Origin of the sequence: Nocardiopsis lambiniae (assembly GCF_031845465.1) — a bacterium.
Lineage (GTDB): Bacteria > Actinomycetota > Actinomycetes > Streptosporangiales > Streptosporangiaceae > Nocardiopsis > Nocardiopsis lambiniae.
The window spans coordinates 345,574-362,689 of the sequence record NZ_JAVREP010000002.1; the positions used below are offsets into that span (position 1 = coordinate 345,574).

At 71.5% G+C, this 17,116-nt stretch carries 16 protein-coding genes; 7 read left to right on the plus strand and 9 right to left on the minus strand.

Features of this window, described 5'->3' with window-relative positions; all coding sequences use genetic code 11:
- The first annotated feature begins 114 nt into the window (after nucleotides 1-114).
- The gene (locus RM479_RS05875; RefSeq protein ID WP_311510682.1) at nucleotides 115-1,482 is read left to right on the plus strand and encodes a serine/threonine-protein kinase; all 1,368 of its coding nucleotides are present in this window, start codon (nucleotides 115-117) and stop codon (nucleotides 1,480-1,482) included.
- A 113-nt stretch (nucleotides 1,483-1,595) separates the two neighbouring features.
- Here RM479_RS05875 and RM479_RS05880 read toward each other — a convergent pair whose 3' ends face one another.
- The 3 genes from RM479_RS05880 to mca all read right to left on the minus strand — a co-directional run bounded on the left by RM479_RS05880 (nucleotide 1,596) and on the right by mca (nucleotide 4,914).
- Nucleotides 1,596-3,635: a thioredoxin domain-containing protein gene (locus RM479_RS05880; protein WP_311510683.1), complete on the minus strand. Its 2,040-nt coding sequence runs from the start codon at nucleotides 3,633-3,635 to the stop codon at nucleotides 1,596-1,598.
- A gap of 114 nt (nucleotides 3,636-3,749) precedes the next feature.
- Complete coding sequence (locus RM479_RS05885) at nucleotides 3,750-4,031, minus strand: hypothetical protein (RefSeq protein ID WP_311510684.1); 282 nt, start codon at nucleotides 4,029-4,031, stop codon at nucleotides 3,750-3,752.
- A gap of 4 nt (nucleotides 4,032-4,035) precedes the next feature.
- Nucleotides 4,036-4,914, minus strand: a complete 879-nt coding sequence (gene mca / locus RM479_RS05890; RefSeq protein ID WP_311510685.1) for a mycothiol conjugate amidase Mca — start codon at nucleotides 4,912-4,914, stop codon at nucleotides 4,036-4,038.
- A gap of 156 nt (nucleotides 4,915-5,070) precedes the next feature.
- On the opposite strand from mca, the gene RM479_RS05895 reads away from it, so the two are divergent.
- The 3 genes from RM479_RS05895 (at nucleotide 5,071) to RM479_RS05905 (ending at nucleotide 6,940) form a co-directional block, all read left to right on the plus strand.
- Nucleotides 5,071-5,523, plus strand: a complete 453-nt coding sequence (locus tag RM479_RS05895) for a DUF4307 domain-containing protein (protein WP_311510686.1) — start codon at nucleotides 5,071-5,073, stop codon at nucleotides 5,521-5,523.
- A gap of 139 nt (nucleotides 5,524-5,662) precedes the next feature.
- Nucleotides 5,663-6,163, plus strand: coding sequence for a transcription elongation factor GreA (greA, locus tag RM479_RS05900; RefSeq protein ID WP_274809332.1), 501 nt, complete (start codon nucleotides 5,663-5,665; stop codon nucleotides 6,161-6,163).
- Between the two features lie 258 nt (nucleotides 6,164-6,421).
- Nucleotides 6,422-6,940 (plus strand): RDD family protein, encoded by a 519-nt coding sequence (locus RM479_RS05905; protein WP_311510687.1) that lies wholly within the window; start codon nucleotides 6,422-6,424, stop codon nucleotides 6,938-6,940.
- A 10-nt stretch (nucleotides 6,941-6,950) separates the two neighbouring features.
- Here RM479_RS05905 and RM479_RS05910 read toward each other — a convergent pair whose 3' ends face one another.
- Nucleotides 6,951-8,375, minus strand: coding sequence for a hypothetical protein (locus tag RM479_RS05910; RefSeq protein WP_311510688.1), 1,425 nt, complete (start codon nucleotides 8,373-8,375; stop codon nucleotides 6,951-6,953).
- Between the two features lie 190 nt (nucleotides 8,376-8,565).
- Nucleotides 8,566-9,717, minus strand: a complete 1,152-nt coding sequence (locus RM479_RS05915; RefSeq protein ID WP_311510689.1) for an FIST signal transduction protein — start codon at nucleotides 9,715-9,717, stop codon at nucleotides 8,566-8,568.
- A gap of 141 nt (nucleotides 9,718-9,858) precedes the next feature.
- On the opposite strand from RM479_RS05915, the gene RM479_RS05920 reads away from it, so the two are divergent.
- Nucleotides 9,859-11,274 (plus strand): sigma 54-interacting transcriptional regulator, encoded by a 1,416-nt coding sequence (locus tag RM479_RS05920; RefSeq protein WP_311510690.1) that lies wholly within the window; start codon nucleotides 9,859-9,861, stop codon nucleotides 11,272-11,274.
- A 50-nt stretch (nucleotides 11,275-11,324) separates the two neighbouring features.
- Nucleotides 11,325-12,446 (plus strand): vWA domain-containing protein, encoded by a 1,122-nt coding sequence (locus RM479_RS05925; protein WP_311510691.1) that lies wholly within the window; start codon nucleotides 11,325-11,327, stop codon nucleotides 12,444-12,446.
- A 31-nt stretch (nucleotides 12,447-12,477) separates the two neighbouring features.
- Here the strand turns inward: RM479_RS05925 and RM479_RS05930 are convergent, their stop codons facing one another.
- Together RM479_RS05930 and RM479_RS05935 are read right to left on the minus strand one after the other, a co-directional pair.
- On the minus strand, nucleotides 12,478-13,290 hold the full coding sequence (locus tag RM479_RS05930) for a GntR family transcriptional regulator (protein WP_311510692.1): 813 nt from the start codon (nucleotides 13,288-13,290) through the stop codon (nucleotides 12,478-12,480).
- A 249-nt stretch (nucleotides 13,291-13,539) separates the two neighbouring features.
- A complete protein-coding gene (locus tag RM479_RS05935) occupies nucleotides 13,540-14,268 on the minus strand; it encodes a GntR family transcriptional regulator (protein ID WP_311510693.1) in 729 nt (242 codons plus the stop codon).
- 291 nt (nucleotides 14,269-14,559) lie between these two features.
- Here RM479_RS05935 and RM479_RS05940 point away from each other — a divergent pair, with 291 nt between their 5' ends.
- The gene (locus RM479_RS05940; protein ID WP_311510694.1) at nucleotides 14,560-14,820 is read left to right on the plus strand and encodes a hypothetical protein; all 261 of its coding nucleotides are present in this window, start codon (nucleotides 14,560-14,562) and stop codon (nucleotides 14,818-14,820) included.
- Between the two features lie 176 nt (nucleotides 14,821-14,996).
- Here the strand turns inward: RM479_RS05940 and RM479_RS05945 are convergent, their stop codons facing one another.
- Nucleotides 14,997-16,142, minus strand: coding sequence for a cystathionine gamma-synthase (locus tag RM479_RS05945; protein ID WP_311510695.1), 1,146 nt, complete (start codon nucleotides 16,140-16,142; stop codon nucleotides 14,997-14,999).
- A 208-nt stretch (nucleotides 16,143-16,350) separates the two neighbouring features.
- Entirely contained in the window at nucleotides 16,351-17,091 is a 741-nt protein-coding gene (locus RM479_RS05950) for an acyltransferase (protein WP_274809344.1), read from the minus strand.
- Nucleotides 17,092-17,116 lie beyond the last annotated feature (25 nt).

Below are 17,116 nucleotides of genomic sequence, written 5' to 3' on the forward strand. Positions count from 1 at the left end.
CGTGGTCCGCGCTACCCGGAGAGGGGATCATATCCGCAAGGGTCAATGGGAAGGTGTAGATGGTGTATTAGTGGGCAACGACCGCGTATTCACCCCTGACAGACCGAGGCGGAAATGAGCCAACCGGAGGCCTTCGGCCGTTACCGCGTCATCCGACGTCTGGGTTCCGGCTCCTTCGCCACCGTCTGGCTCGCGCAGGACGACCTGCTGAACTATCCGGTGGCCATCAAGGTACTCGCCGAGAACTGGGCGCACCAGATGGACATCCAGCACCGGTTCCTGGAGGAGGCGCGCATCCTGCGCCAGACCGACTCCACCTGGCTGGTCGCGGTGCACGACGTGGACGTTCTCGCCGACGGGCGTCCGTACATGGTGATGACCTACGCCGACCAGGGAAGCGTGGCCGATCTCATCCGTCGGGGGCCGCTGCCGCTGGACGAGGCGCTGCGGCTGTTGACCGAAATCGGCCAGGGCATCACGGTGCTGCACAACCACGGCACCATCCACCGGGACATCAAGCCCTCCAACGTGCTGCTCCAATCCTCCCCGGTGGGCCAGCGCGTGCTCGTCGCCGATCTGGGGTTCGCCAAGGCCATCGACGAGGCCTCCGGGTTCACCGCGGCGGCGGGCACCCCGGGGTACATGTCGCCCGAGCAGAGCATTCCCGGTGGCGACCTGGACGTCCGTTCGGACGTGTACTCGCTGGGGGCGGTCGCCTATGAGCTCATCACCGGCAAGCCGCCGTCGCGCCCGCCGGTGCGGATCCCGCCTGGCCGGATCCGGCCAGGCCTGCCCCGAGAGCTGGACGACCTCATCCTGTCGGCCCTTTCGGTCGACCGAGAGAGTCGCCCCGGTGACGCCAAAACCTTCACCGACCGGGTCAGGGCCATCCGTACGGCGCCCGACCTGACCAAGGCGGACCCGTGGTGGCGTCGGTACCGCATGCCGTGGCGCCGGGCCGCGGCCCTCGTCACCGCCGCCGTCGTGGGGATGGGCGTGCTCACCGGGGCGACCGGCGCCCCGGGGGTGTCGCTGACCACGGTGCGCCACACGGCGCAGGGCATCCGCATGGGGGTGCCCTCGGTATGGGCCGAGGAGTTCCACACCGACCTGGAGGCCCGGCCGGCCGCGGCCGAGGCCGGGGCCGGGCCGGGCCTGCTCGTGGCCACCGACACGGAGGACTGGCACTCCACCGAGGTGCCCTCCTACGGTGTGTACGCCACCGTGGTGCCCGGCTCCCGCGCCCTGGACCGGGTCGCCGACCCCGACCCCTGCCCCGGGACACCCGACCGCCGCGAGGTCCGCACCGACTCCTGGGAGGGCACCGTGTGGGACTGGCCCGAGTGCAACGGCAACGGGTCCTTCACCAGCGCCGCGGTGCACCAGCCGGGGGTGCCCACCACGGTGTACATGGAGATCCGGCAACCGGACTACCGCCCCGACCTCGTGAACGAGATCATCGACCGCACCGTCCTGAGCTGACCCGCGCCCCGCGGTCCCGTCCCCGTTCCTCGGACGTCTCCTCCGCCGACCTCCGGAACCCCGTGGACGCCCTCGCGCCCCGAGGGCGCGAAGGAGCACGCACGGAACACGCCCTAGACCTTCCGGGCGAGGAGGGCGCGCAGTTCGTCCGGAGAGGTGACGGGAAGGCGGCACACGAAGCCCTCGCACACGTACGCCGTGGGTCGGCCGTCCAACCGGACGCGGTCGCGCAGCAGCGGCACTCCCCCGTCGTCCAGACCGTCGCCCCGGGACAGCACGGTGCCGAGCGGCGCCCAGGTCAGGGCCGTGCGCACCAGTTCCGAGGTGACGGGATCGGCGGGATCGCCCACGATCGCCACCTCCAACGGGCCGCTGAGCAGACCCTCGCCGACCGCCAGAGCCCAACCGGCGAACCGGGGCGCCTTCTCCGCCAGCAGGGCCACCGGGGCCAGCGCCCGCTCGGCGGCCTCCCTGTGACGGCGGGAGCCCGTGAGCGCGGAGTAGGTCAGCAGCGCCGACGCGGCGGCGCTGCGCCCCGAGGGGACGGCGTTGTCGGTGGGGTCCTGCGGGCGGCTGAACAGCTTCTCGGCGTCGTCGGAGGTGTCGTAGAACCCGCCGTCCTCGTCCATGAAGCGCTCCAGGACGACCTCCAGCAGTTCCCCGGCCGTGTGCGCGTAACGGGCCTCACCGGTGGCGCCGTGCAGGGCGAGCAGCCCCTCGGCGACGTCGGCGTAGTCCTCCAGCACCCCGGGGTTGCCGCCGGGACGACCGTCGCGCGAGGTGCGGGTCAACCGGCCGTCGCGCAGGTGCACGGCGAGCAGCAGTTCGGCGGTCTCCCGGGCGGCCTCGACGAATTCCGGACGGTCCAACAGGATCCCCGCGTCGGCCAGGGCCGCAATCGCCAACCCGTTCCAGGCCGCCACCACCTTGTCGTCGCGGGCCGGGGGCGTGCGCTCCCCCCGGGCGGCCAGCAGGGCGGCGCGGACCCGCTCGTACCGCCACGTGTCGGCGGGTGACGCCGGCAGGCGCAGCACCGAGGCACCGTGCTCGAAGGTGCCCTCCTCGGTGACGCCGAACACCTCGGCGGCGAAGGCGGCGTCCTCCTCTCCCAGCACCTCGCGCAGTCGCGTCGGCGTCCACACGTAGTAGGTGCCCTCCTCCCCGTCGCTGTCGGCGTCCAGCGCGGAGGCGAACCCGCCCTCGGGGGTGCGCAGGTCCCGCAGCATCCAGTCGGCGGTCTCCCCGGCGATCCGTCGCAGCAGCGCCGTGTTCGCCTCCCCGGCCGGGCCGGGGTCGGCGGGTCGGCGGCCCATGCGGGCGTAGGCGCGCAACAGCAGGGCGTTGTCGTACAGCATCTTCTCGAAGTGCGGCACGATCCACTCGCGGTCGACCGAATAGCGTGCGAACCCTCCGCCGATCTGGTCGTAGACGCCGCCCCGGGCCATGGCGTCGGCGGTACCGACGGCCATGAGCCACGACGGGGTGGGCTCGTCGGCGCTCTGGAGCGGACGGGTCCGCTCGTCGTGCGCGGTCAGGAACGACAGCAGCATCGACGGCGGGAACTTGGGCGCGTCCCCGAACCCGCCCGCGGCGGTGTCGTAGTCCCGCACCAGCGCCCGCACCGCCAGGTCGAGCACGGTCGCGTCCGGCGGCGGCGCCTCGGGCAGGGTGCGGGGCGCGCCGAGGGCGTCGACGACCCGGCGGCCCTGGTCGAGGAGTTCGTCGCGCCTGGTCCGCCAGGCCTGGGAAACGCCCTCCAGCAGCCGCTGGAAGTGATCGCGCGGGAAGTAGGTGCCGCAGTAGAACGGGGCGCCGTCGGGAGTGGCGAAGACCGTCATCGGCCACCCGCCCTGGCCCGTCATGGCCTGGGTGGCCTCCATGTAGACGGCGTCGACGTCGGGGCGCTCCTCCCGGTCCACCTTGATGTTGACGAACAGGTCGTTCATCCTGGCGGCGGTCGTCTCGTCCTCGAAGGACTCGTGGGCCATGACATGGCACCAGTGGCAGGCCGCGTACCCCACGGAGATGAGCACGGGCACATCGCGGCGGCGCGCCTCGGCGAAGGCGGCCTCACCCCAGGGCCACCACTCCACGGGATTGTCGGCGTGCTGTAGAAGGTACGGACTGGTCGCGTCGCTCAGACGGTTGGGCATGGTCCCACTCTGCCACCGGTGCGGCCCGCCGCCGCGGTCCGCACCGGGCGCGGGCGGACGTCGTGGGACGCCGGACGGGTCGGCCCCGCCTCGGGTGCGGCGGGGCCGACCCCGTCAGGCCTTCGCTTCGCCGTCCGCGGTGTCGGCCGGGTTCTTCGGGGCCTGCGGGGTGTCGGCCTCGATCAGGATCGGGGCCGCCGCGACGTCGACCGGCTCGTCGATGGTGCGCACACCCCGCACGGCGTTCAGCCTGCTCGTCATGCTGCGCATGAGCAGGTACAGGCACACGCCGATGAAGAAGATGACGAGGAACCCGAGGACGCCCGGGGTCACCGTGTACTTGTCCAGGGTGAACGTGGTGGTGTTCGCCGCGGCGGACGCGAGAAGGGTGTTCATGGACTCATACTCTCACTGTGTCCCGGACACCCGCGAAGAGGTCCGTCTCGGGGATCTCGGTGTCCACCAGGGACCGCACCAGGTGGTAGTCCTCGGTCGGCCAGGCTCCGGCGACGACGTCGTTGGGCACGGCGAACCAGAACCCGTTGGGGTCGACCTGGGTCTCGTGCGCCTTCAGGGCCCGTTCCGCGACGTCGAAGTACTCGCTGCACTCCACCCGGGTGGTGATCTCCCACCTGGGTCGTTCGCGGTCCTTCAACCGCTCCATCCACTCCTCGAAGGGATTCTCCAACCCCCGCTCGGCCAAGAGCGCGGCGAGCGCCTCGAACCGCTCGGGCGGGAAGGAGACGAAGTAGTACAGCTTGAGCGGCTGCCAGGGGTCTCCGGCGTCGGGATGGGCGTCAGGGTCCCCGGCCGTGTCGAAGGCGTGCATCGACACCTTGTGGGTCATGATGTGGTCGGGGTGGGGGTAACCGCCGTTCTCGTCGTAGGTGAGGATCACGTGGGGCCGGAACCGGCGGATCGACTCCACCAGGGGGGCTGCGGCCTCCTCCACCGGGGTGAGGGCGAAGCAGCCCTCCGGCAGCGGCGGCAGCGGGTCGCCCTCGGGCAGCCCGGAGTCGACGAAACCGGCGAACTCCTGCCGGACCCCGAGGATCTCGCGGGCCCGTTCCATTTCCCGGCGGCGGACCGCGGCGATGTCCTCCCGGACGTCGGGGCGCTCCATCGCGGGGTTGAGGATGTCACCGCGTTCGCCACCGGTCATGGTGACGACCAGCACGTCCGCTCCTTCGGCGACATAACGCGCCATGGTGGCGGCGCCCTTGCTGGACTCGTCATCGGGGTGGGCATGTACGGCCATGAGCCGCAGGCGCTCGGACAACGAAGGGTTCTCCTTGAGTCGGTCGACGGACACAGGGGCGTGTCCGTCCGACGCCCCTGATCACGGCACATCCGCGACTTGCGAGCAGGCCGCGTGGGAGGGTTGTCAGGTCGGGGATATCTTAGACAACACCGTTCCCTTGTACGGAGATTCCCGATGCCCAGCACCCCGGAGGAAGACGCCGTGAAGAGCGCCGACGAGCCGGCCGCCGACGCGGCCGTCACCGACGAGGAGATCGCGCCCGCCCTGCGGCGACACCACGGCAACGGCCCGGTGTTCTTCGTCATCGGAGCGATCTTCGCGGTCCTGTGCGCGGTCGGGTGGGGCTACTCCGTCATGAGCTACACCGGTCTGGGCGGTGGCGTGTACCACCAGGTGATCACCTCGTCGGTGAAGTCGCCCGGCGAGGTCGCCGTCAGCTACGAGGTGAACAGCCGGAACGGGGCGGTGTGCCTGATCCGCGCACTGGACGAACGCTTCGTGGAGGTCGGGCAGCTCAGTGTGACGACCGAGCCGGGGAACCACATGGTCTCCACGACCGTTGAGACGGTTCGTCAGGCTTCGACGGTAGAAGTGGCCTCGTGCAGGGAACAAGGTTCGCAGGACTGACCGACGAACCCCTTACCCTGCCGGTCCGGGCTACGGAGCCGGATCTTCGGGAACCGTGCGCCATGACACACGGTGATATTCTCGTAAGTTCAGCTCTGGCCGCCTGGTGGTCTTTGCTACTAGTACACAAGGAGTTCCCGTGACCCAGACCCGCGATGACAACGTCACCTGGCTCACCCAGGAGGCGTACGACCGGCTCAAGGCCGAGCTGGACCACCTGACCGGGAGCGGGCGCATCGAGATCGCGGAGAAGATCGAGGCGGCCCGCGAGGAGGGTGACCTCAAGGAGAACGGCGGCTACCACGCCGCCAAGGAGGAACAGGGCAAGATGGAGGCCCGCATCCTCCAGCTCACCGAGATCCTGCGCACCGCGCGGGTCGGCGAGGCCCCGCGAACGGAGGGCGTGGTCGGTCCCGGCATGACCGTCACCGTCAAGTTCGAGGGCGACGACGAGGAGGTCACCTTCCTTCTCGCCTCCCGTGAGGAGAGCGGCTCCCCGATCGACGTGTACTCCCCGAAGTCGCCGCTCGGCTCGGCGATCAACGGCAAGGCCGTCGGCGAGGAGGTCTCCTACCAGCTCCCCAGCGGCAAGAGCCTCGGAGTGGAGATCATCGAGGCGGTTCCCTACAGCGGCATGTAGGTCGATCCCCGCAAGGGGTCGAAAGCGGTGAGGGGCGGCATCGGCCGCCCCTCACCGCTTGTTGCGGGAGACAACGGATGTGACGCATCCCCGGAGGGGTTGCGCGCGTCGTAGTCTCTGAGGGCGCCGGCCGGCGCCCCCGACCCCACGGACAAGGAAGAGCATCCGTCGATGTCCTCCCCTTACTGGAACCCGAACGATCCCGCGTACGGCGCCCGCCCTCCCCGGAGCGGGTGGGGTCCGGTGGGACCGCCTCCGATGGGGCCTCCCCCGGTGCCCGTCGGCGCCTGGGGGCCGACGCCCCCGGCCCGACCCGTTCCGTCGGGTCCGGAGCGGGCCTCGTTCGGCCGGCGCCTGTCGGCCCGCCTCATCGATTACGTCCTGGTGGTGTTCGCGGCGGCGGCGTTCTTCGTCTTCATGGCCCTCGTCATCGTCCTGATCACCGGGGACGACGAGAGTTCCGACGCCCAGGGCGAGGTGTGGGCCTGGCTGTTCCTGTTCGGTTGGGGCGTGCTGCTGTTCTTCTACGACTGGCTGTACCTGGTCACCTGGGGCCGCACCCTCGGCAAGATGATGCTCGGCATCAAGGTCGTCCGGATGGACGGCGGACGGCTCACCCAGGGCCAGGCCATGGGGCGCGCGGCCGTGTTCGGCCTGCCCCAGTGCCTGCCCTGCGTCGGCCACGTCTTCAGCGGTATCGAGAGCATGGCGGCCCTGGGCGAGGAACGCCGGGCGCTGCACGACCGCATGTCCGGGACCGTCGTCGTCCGCACCTGACCCGGCCGCCTCAGAAGCCCTCCGGCTCCGCCGGTCCGGCGGCCTCGACCGGATCGCCCGGCTCGGTAGGCTCGACCGGCTCGACCGGCTCGGCGCAGACGGGGGCGTCGCCGCCGCCGTCGGCGAACACGGCCGGGACGTAGTGGTCCTCACCGATCCGGTACCAGGTGTCGTCGGTGCCCTGTGGGCCGGTCGCCGACGCCCCGGTCACCGTGCAGATCACGTCGATGTTGGCCTTGTGCGCGGCCAGACCGACCGTGGGGTGCTCCGGGCCGGGCCCGGAGCGCAACACGACCGGGTCGCGCCGGGTGGCCGTGCCGATCTCGGTGCGGTGGCGGTACTCGCCCGTCCACAGGTAGTCGACCTGGACCCATCCGTTGGTGGGCAGTTGGAGCCCCGCGTTGAAGGCGCCGTCGGCCAGGTCGATCCCGGCGGGGTTGCGCACCCGACGGCCGAAGCCGTCCAGCCCGCCGTTGTGGCCCTGGGCGTAGGCCGCCTGGGCCTGGGGACGCCCCCGGTCGAGGTCGCGCCAGGACTGGCGGTCGGCGTTCCAGTGATCGTCGGTGATGTTCCAGGGGCCCACGTCCCACACCGGCAGGTAGGCGCAGCGGGGTGTGTGCCCCTCGGTGTCGCCCTTGCCCTCCGGCCCGAGCTCGCCGGTGGTGCACACCCGCACGGTGTACTCGCCGCCGCCCCGCGTGGCCAGGCCGCGCCGGGAGGGAAGGGCGACGAAATGGTCGTCGGGGCGGATGATGTGCCCGTTGGCGGTGGTGCCCCCCACCAGGCCGATGCGGGTGGCGAACAGACGGGCCGAGAAGGGCCGTTCGGGGATGTCGTCGCCCTGGCCGACCCCACTCTCGGGCGGGTCGCCGCCGTCGTTCTCGCCGGACCCTTCGTCACCCCCGCCCCCCTCGCCGTCGGGCCGGGGTCCGTGCTGGGGCGCGAGGTCGTCGGGAAGGCCGGCGGACGGCATGTCGCCGGTGCCCTCCGGGAGGCGTACGCCGAGTTCGGTGACGGCGGTGTCGGCCCCGTCGATACCCACGCGCAGCTGCACCCGGGTCACGTCGTCGGACAGGGTGACGCGGCCTCCGCGTTCCGGGGCGGGATGCCATTCGGTCCACATCCCGTCGACGCGGACACCGCGCACCTCGGCCAGGACGTCCTCGGGGTCACCCGCGGAACCGACCCGCACGTCGATGGTGTCGGTGGCCCGGTCCAGGCGGTGTTCGGGGAAGGTCGCCAGGCCGACCGCCCGCGCGCCCTGGTCCTTGCGCAGCGAGGCGCCGTTGTCGGCGCCGGCCTCGCCCACGCGCAGCGATCCGGCGTCCAGCACCAGGCCGATCCGGTCGGCGGAGGTCAGCTCCTGGGAGACCCACCCGGTTTCCGCCAGGGCCGGCCGGGGGCCGACCGGGAGCAGGAGGATCAGCGCCCCCATCACCGCCCACCGTCCCCCGCGGTTCGACGTGTGCGCACACCGTCTTTCGGGCATGACCGACCTTCCCGTTCACCACACTGAGTAAGCAAGAGATTCACTCTCAGTAAGCGCCCTGGTATGCGCACACTCAAGACGACTCGCGCCGAGTGTTGGTGATGCGACGGCAAAGGTCCGGTTTCCCGGGGTTTCGTCAGGAGAAGGCCAGCAGGCAGGCCGTGAACGCGTGAAGGTGGTTGACCCCGCCGACCGGACCGATCTCCCCCGCCGCGAAGAAACCCGCGACGGCTTCCGCGCCCAGCACCCGGCGCACCGCCAGCACGTCGTGATCGGCGTGGGGGAACAGGGCCGCGCCCCGCCCGTTGCAGGAGAACAACAGTCCGGCCCCCACCGGATGCCGGTCCCCGAAGTCGGTGAGCCGCCGGTCCAGGTCCTCGTCGGCGGTGCCCGCGTCCCGGAGCTGGAAGCGGACGGTCTGACCGACCTCGATCGCGTCGTCGGCGCTGAGCGTGCCCGCCTCGGGATCGGCGGAGGTCAACGACCGGATGAGGAAGTCCCCCTGTTCGTGGTGGTCCACGTACTCGTTCATGGCGATGCCGATGTGCAGACCGTGCACCGCCAGTTCCCGGTCATCGTCGGGAAGTTCCTCCAGCAGCTCTTCCAGGCGGGTGTAGGCGGGGACCCCGGCCAGTTCCTCCACCACGTTGTCCCGCGCCCCGGTGACGGTCATCGCCGGGCCGATCGGCCGGCACCCCTGGCTCACCAGGGTGCCCAGCACGCCCTCGCCGCCGATGAGCACGCCCACGGCGCCGTTCTCGGCCACCGAACCGTCACAGAACAACCGGACCGAACCCTCACCGAGCATCCCGTCGGCCATGCCGCCGACCAGGGGCAGCCCGCCGAACGCGCGGGTGGACTCGCGCACGAACTCGCGTGCGGGGAACTCGTAGGGATTGACCAGCAGGATCGCGGCACGGTCGCGCGGACCGGGTTCGCGCATCCCCACCACGGTGAGCCGCTCTCCCTCGACCACGGTGTCCAGCCGGAACGGGGTGATCTCCACCCCGGTCAGCCGGGCGCACCAGACGCTGACCGACCCTTGGCCCTCGACCGACCGGCCACCGCCGATGACCCCGTTGGCGCTGCACCCCAGGGTGGCCGCGCCGCCCGCCAACTCCATCACCCGGGCCCCGGCCAGGGAGACCTCCTCGGTATCCGCGCCGCAGATGAAGAAGCACACCAGGTCGGCCGGGCCGTCGAGACGGGACAGGGCCGCGAGGGCGGCCCGCTCGGCCGCGTTCACCAGATCGGCACCGGTCGTCAGTGCATCGCCGAACCGCGCCACCGGCTGGACTCCTCCTCGTCACCGGACCCGCCGAACGCGGGTGCCACCCTCCGTCATTGTCCCACCCCACAGGGGCCGAGGAGCCCGTTTCCGACCGGCTTCGGCCACCATCGGACCCTTGTCGGGGATAGGTTCTGGAGGGTGACGCCACCGCCTCCCACCGCCCTGCCCCGGACCCTGGACGCCCTGCGCGGGTCCGGACACGCGCACCGCACCGTCGCGGTCGAGATCCGGGAGAACCTCCTGGCCCGTATGACGGCGGGTCTGCCCCGCTTCCCCGGGATGCACGGATTCGACGACACCGTGCTGCCCACGCTGGAACGGGCCCTGTTGGCCGGGCACGACGTCGTGCTGCTCGGCGAGCGCGGTCAGGGCAAGACCCGACTGATCCGCGCCGTCGCCACCCTTTTGGACGAGTGGTCCCCGGCCGTCGCCGGATGTTCCGTGAACGATCACCCCTACGCGCCGGTGTGTCCGACCTGCGTGCGCCGGGCCGCCGAGGAGGGCGGGAGCCTGCCGGTGACGTGGCGTCACCGGGACGAACGCTACGGGGAGAAGCTCGCCACCCCCGATACCGGGACGGCCGAGCTCATCGGCGACATCGACCCGGCCCGTCTCGCCGAGGGGCGTTCCCTGGGCGACCCCGAGACCGTCCACTACGGGTTGGTGCCGCGTGCCAACCGGGGCGTGTTCTGCGTCAACGAGCTGCCCGACCTGCCGGCCCGCGCCCAGGTGGCGCTGTTCAACGTGCTGGAGGAGCGCGACCTCCAGATCCGCGGGTACGCGCTACGGCTGCCGCTGGACCTGGTGCTGTTGGCCAGCGCCAACCCCGACGACTACACCGACCGGGGGCGCATCGTGACCCCGCTCAAGGACCGCTTCGGCGCCCAGGTGCGCACCCACTACCCGCCGACCCTCGGCGACGAACGGGACGTGCTGCGGCAGGAGGCGGCGATCCCGGAGGGGACCGTCGTCCCCGGCCACCTGTGGGAGACCGTCGCCCGTTTCGCCCGACTGGTCCGCGGCTCGAAAAAGGTCGATGCCCGTTCGGGCGTGTCGGTGCGCTTCTCCGTGTCGGCGCTGGAGACGGTGGCCGCCTCCGCGCTGCGCCGAGCGGCGTTGACGGGCGAGGAGGCGCCGGTGGCACGGGTGTGCGACCTGGACGCCGTCGTGGAACCGCTGCTGGGCAAGGTCGAGTTCGCGATGGGGCACGAGGACGACGGTGAGGCGACCCTGCGGGGACTGCTGCGCCGGGCCGTGGCGGAGACGTTCCGGGCCCGGCTGGGTGAGGCCGACCTGGCCCCGCTCGCCGACCGGTTCTCCGCGGGTGGGACCGTCGAGAGCGGCGACCTGGTGGGCGCCGCCGAACTGCTGAACCGGATCGGCGCGGTGCCCGGGCTGGCGGCGATGATCACGGCCGCCGCGCCCGAGGAGGAGGACGGACCGGCCTCCCCCGGGCTGGCCGCCGCCGTGGTGGAGTTCGCTTTGGAGGGCCTCTACCTGGAACGACGTCTGTCGAAGGACATCGTTGCCGACGGAGGGGTCTACCGGTTCTGAAAGCCGGGAACATAACGGTTCGTCGTGCTTCCTGGTGAGAGGTAGTCCCTGTGAGGTTCCGGTACCGGGCGTACATGGGCGGACCCGACCCCCTGGCCGAGCCCGATCCCCCACCGGAGGAGGCCGTGGCGATCGCCCGCGAACTCCTCGAACCGTTGGCCGGGGCAGAGGGTGCCGACGACGCGATCACCGCGGTGGAGAAGGCGGTGGCCCGGTACGCGGAGGGCGACCGGACCGCGTTGGAGTCCGTGGACTCCGCGACCGGCGGCCTGCTCGGCCGCGCCCTGGGCGCCGGGGCCCGGGAACTGTGGGACCGGCTGGACCGCGCCGATCACGGGCTGAGCCCGCGCGAGCTGCGGCGTCTGGGCGAGGTGGCCCTGCGCGACGCCCGGGACGCGCCACGCCCGGGCCGACGCCCGGGGGGTCGGGAGGGCGGCCCCGGCGGCGAACCGACCGGGCACGACGTCCCCTACCGGTCGGATCGACCGCTGGACGCCGTCGCCACGTTGCGCCGGGCCATGGTGCGCCGGGCGTCCGACCCCACCGACACGGCGTTGCGCGCCGACGATCTGCGGTCGGCCGAGACCGAGCCCACCGGCGGGCTGGCGGTGTCGTTGCTCGTGGACCTGTCCCACTCCATGACCACGCGGTCGCTGCACGAGGCCGCCACGCGCACCGCGCTGGCCTTGGACGCGCTGGTGCGACGGCACCCCGAGGACCGGGTGCGGTGGGTGGGGTTCGGCGACGTCGCCCACGAGATCGACCCGGCGGCGCTGGTCGCCCACGACTGGGGGCGGGTGCCCGGGACCAACCTGCACCACGCGCTCCGGCTGGCGCGCGGGCACCGGCGGAGGCACCCGGGCCTGGCACACCGGATCCTCGTCGTCACCGACGGGGAACCCACCGCCCATCTGGGGGAGGACGGCGACGCCCGGTTCTCGTGGCCGGCGAGTCCGCGCACGGTGGAGGTCACGGTGGCCGAGCTGGACGCGGCCCTGCGGGAGGGATCGCGCGTGTCGTTCTTCCTGCTGTCCGACGACCCGAGGCTGCGCGCCTTCCGCGACCTGGTGGTGCGTCGGCGTGGGGTGGAGGCGGTGGCCGCCGACGCGGCGGCGCTGGCCCCGGTGCTGCTGGAGACCTACCTGGGAGGCCGTTCGTGGCCGCGCGCATGAGGCGAACGCCCGTGCGCGCGCACGGGCGGGTTCAGCGTTCGAAGATGTTGACGTCGGAGGCCATCAACAGGAGTTCCTCGGGGGCGTCACCGCCGGAGTACAGGAGCTGGTGGCGGTTGGCGGGCATGATCGTCTCGGTGAAGCGCAAGGGTCGGTCGCCGTCGTAGACCACCCTTTCGTGGACGAGCAGGGGGATGCCCGGGCCCAGGTTGAAGGAGTCCGCCTCGTCCTGGGAGGGCATGCGGGCACCGACGATGTCCCAGTTCCACTCCTCCCGGTGGCCGAGCTCCTGGAGCACCGACGCGACGCCCTGTTCGATGTGCTGGGGGGACATGAGCAGGGTGTTGCTGGCGATCGTGAAAGGGAAATAGGTGACCTGGGACTGCCACAGGCCGCCCTCCACGAAACGGTCGCAGGAGCGGATGACGACCAGCCCTCCGTTGGGCCCCTGCTCCGCGCCGCCCCATCGCAGCCTTTTGGTCACCTTGGGCCGCATGGTGTCGAGGCTGACCTTGATCCGCTGCTCGACCTGGTCGTATCCGGCCTCGCGCAGGTGCGGCTGGTAGCCGTCCTCGAAACGTTCGGAGTCGGTACCGCCCGACACCGGGGTGGCCAGGTGGATGATGGGCCGGTGGTCGGCGACGTAGGCGCCGCGCCCGGCCTGGATGGCGATGATCCCCTCGTCCTGGAGGATCCGCATACCGAGTCGGGCGGTGGCCCGGGACACGCCGAACTGCTCGGCGAGCTCTTCCTCCCCCGGTAGGCGCTCGCCCGGCCGGTACTCACCGCGTGACAGGGCCTCGCGCAGATGGTCGGCGACCACGGTCTTCTTCGACGTGCTCATGCGTGTACTCGGTCCCGTTCGTCCGGTCGTCGTTGGCCGTCGGGGCACGTGCGCCCGGTCCCGCGCTGCGCGCACGATCCCCGTTCCCTCGCACCCTCAACGGACGGTACCCGCCCGGGGTTCTCCGTTCCGGGGAGTGCAGCCCACCGGAGGAACATCCGCCCCTCGGGGACGGACCCCTCCCGGACGCACGGGCCGGAGCACCGCACGAAGGCCGTCCGTCGAGGGTGATGGTGGGCGAGGGGCGGGTCAGTCGCGGTGGTAGGCACTGATGTCACCGTGCTCGTACTGGTAGCGGATGCTGTGCCCGGCGTACACCGTCTCCACCACGCGGATCGGGCGCTCCTCGGACAGGTCGGTGCGGTGCACCCACAGGACCGGGACCCCCGGGGGCAGCTCCAGCTGGGAGGCCTCGGTGGGGTTGGGCATGCGGGTCTCCAGCTCGTCGACGAACCCGACCTGGCGGTGCCCGTGTTCGGCCAGGACCGACAGGGCGCTCTCCACGTCCTCGGGCAGCATGAGCGGGGTGCCCTGGACGAGGTCCATGGGGTAGTAGGCGGAGCTGATGGAACCGGAGATCTCGCCGGAGAAGCGGTACATCCTCCGGACCACGGTCATCTCCCCCTCGGGAACCCGCAACCGGCTGGCGAGGTCGGCGTTGGCGCTGAGGAGTTGGAGCTCTTCGAGGGTCTGTCCGGCCATGTTGGACTCGTTGAACCGGTCGGCGCCCTTGGGCCGGTTGGCGTGGAAGGTCTCGGGGACGACGTCCTGGACGAAGTGCCCGCGACCGGGACGGCTGACGATCAGGCCCTGGTTGCGGAGCATGCCGAGGGCCAGCCTGACGGTGTTGCGAGAAGCGTCGAAACGCTCCTCCAGCTGCTTCTCCGAGGGCAGCTGCCCACCGAGGGGCAGACTCCCCTCGTGGATCTCCCGCCGCAACGCCCGGGCGATCTGTCGATATCTGCTTTCTGCCCGCATGAATCAGCCCTCAAGGGGGTAGCACTAGACCAACAACCTAACTTGTACCAACAAGGTGATCGGTACACCAGCCAAACAGGTTCGTCCAGTTTGAATGAACCCATCTTATGTGAAGGCCACCCTGAGTACACGGCGGCGATCCCCGATGGCCACGAAGAAAAGGGACGATCTCAGAACCGGAACCGATCACCCCTCGCACGCAGACGGATCCGCACTCGCGGTACCGGGCCCCACCGACCGGTGGCGGCACCCCGAATGGACAAGGAACCCACACTCCGGAGAGACCAGGTCATGATCCCCATCCTCATCGCCCTCGTCGGCGTCGTCCTGCTGGCCGTGGCGGCCGGCTTCCTCCTCGCCATCTCGATCGGCATCCGCCGTCAGGACAACCGGGGAAGCTACCGCTCCCTCCGAGAGGAGGACGACAACAGCCCCCTGTCCCGCACCGGCAGCCTCGTGGTCGGCCTGCGCTTCGCCAACACCGCTCCCCGCCGACGCGTCACCGCTCCCACGCCCGCCACCGGACGAGACCGTACGCCCACCACCGTCTGACCGGAGGCCGCTCCAGGAGCGTCGCCCTCGCGGCACGACGAGGTGTCGCCGACAGAGCAGGAGCGCCGCGTCGGGCCCGGCAACGTCGCCGCAGAGCCCGCGCGGCATGACCGCGGCGCGGTCCCCCGGGATCGAGACGCGGGTCCCCCGGGAGAGGACCCGCGGGACCACGGTCCTCAGCCCTCCAGCGCCTGCGACAGATCGGCCACCAGGTCGTCGGCCGACTCGATGCCCACGGAGATCCGGACCAGGTCCGCCGGAACCTCCAGCGGGGAACCGGCGGTGGACGCGTGCGTCATCCGCCCCGGGTGCTCGATCAGGGATTCCACCCCGCCCAGGGACTCGCCCAGGGTGAAGACCCGCGTCCGTTCGCACACCTTCAGAGCGGCCTTCTCCCCGTCGCGCAGAGCGAAGGAGACCATCCCTCCGAAGGACCGCATCTGCCGTTCGGCGATCTTGTGCCCCGGATGAGCGTCCAGCCCCGGGTAGTAGACCCGCCGCACCGCCGGGTGGCCCTCCAGCGCGGCCACGACACGCTCGGCGTTGGCACTGTGCCGGTCCATCCGCACGCCCAGGGTCTTCACCCCGCGCAGGGTCAGCCAGGAGTCGAAGGGGCCCGGAATGGCCCCCATGGTGTTCTGGTGGAAGGCCAGCCGCTCGCCCAGTTCGGCGTCGGACACCACGAGCGCGCCGCCGACGACGTCGGAGTGCCCACCCAGGTACTTGGTGGTGGAGTGGACGACCACGTCCGCGCCCAGGGTCAACGGCCGTTGCAGGTAGGGCGAGGCGAACGTGTTGTCCACGACATGGATCGCGCCCGCGTCGTGCGCGATCCGCGCGACCGTCTCGATGTCGGTGATGTTGAGCAGCGGGTTGGTCGGCGTCTCGGTCCAGATCACCTTGGTCTGCGGCCGGACCGCCGCCCGCACCGCCTCGATGTCGCTCTGGTCGACCGCGTCCCAGGTGACGCCCCAGCGCTCCACCACCTTGGAGACCAGACGGAAGGTGCCCCCGTAGGCGTCGCCGGGGATGAGGATGTGGTCGCCCGGGGACAGCACCGTGCGCAGCAGGGTGTCCTCGGCGGCCATGCCGGAGGCGAACGCCAGGCCGCGCGCGCCGTCCTCCAGCGCGGCCAGGCACTCCTCCAGCGCGGTTCGCGTGGGGTTGCCGGTGCGCGAGTACTCGTAGCCCTCGCGCAGCCCGCCCACACCGTCCTGGGCGTAGGTGCTGGTCTGGTAGATCGGCACCACCACGGCCCCGGTACCGGCGTCCGGTTCCTGGCCCGCGTGGATGGCCAGCGTCTCGAATCCATCGAACTTCATGGGATCACGATAGTGCCCACGGGCGTCTTCCGACCCGTTTTCCACAAGGGCCCCCTCCTGCGTCAACGCGCCGATCCGGCGCCTCGGGCCCGGGGCCGCCGGCCTCCCGTCAGGGCGTCCACCGGAGCCCGGCGTGGGAAAGGCCTCGGGGCGCGGTCGTGGGCGAGGGGCGGGGCCGACGCGGAGCGGAGGTGCGAAGCGGAACGGATCAGGCGGGCGGGAACCGGGTCGGCGAACCGGGCCGCGGGGGATCGGCGGGGGCGCTCGGGAGCGGCCCGGCGGCGGGGGTGGGCACCCGGGTCGGCGTGCCCATGTCGCGCAGCGGCGGCTGCCAGCCGAGTTCGGGGTCGTGGGTGCGCACGACCTTACCGGGGATGCCCGCGAGGACGGCGTGGTCGGGGTAGGTGCCCGGGCGGACCACGGTGCCGGCCGCCACGACGGAGTTGCGGCCCAGGTGGACGCCGGGCAGGATCACCGCGTTCGCGCCGATCCAGGTGCCGGCGCCGATGCTGACGGGGTCGTCGACGGGCCACTGGAGGCCGACCGGGATCTCCGTGCTGGCGTAGGAGTGGTTCTGGTCGGTGATGTACACGTAGGGGCCGGTGTACACGTGGTCACCGATGTCGATGGACTTGTGGGCGACGATGTGCGAGCCGCGCCCGATGGCGCATCCCGAGCCGATACGTACGACCGTGCCGGGGCCCAGGTCGTAGTCGGGGCCCATCCCGGCGGCGAGGGTCATGTCCCCGCCCAGGACGGTGAAGGCCCCGATCTCGATCCAGGGCTCGCCGTAGAGGGTGGCCGTGGGGAAGGCGATGGCCGAGCCGTCACCGAACCCCGCGAACCTGCGGGCGGCCCTGGAGCCGGAACGGATCTCCGCGTGACCGCGCGCGTACGACCAGAGGGAACGGATGATCCAGGACAACAGCCGCGACACGCGAGCCCCCATGTATTACCTGCCAGTAGCTTCGCCG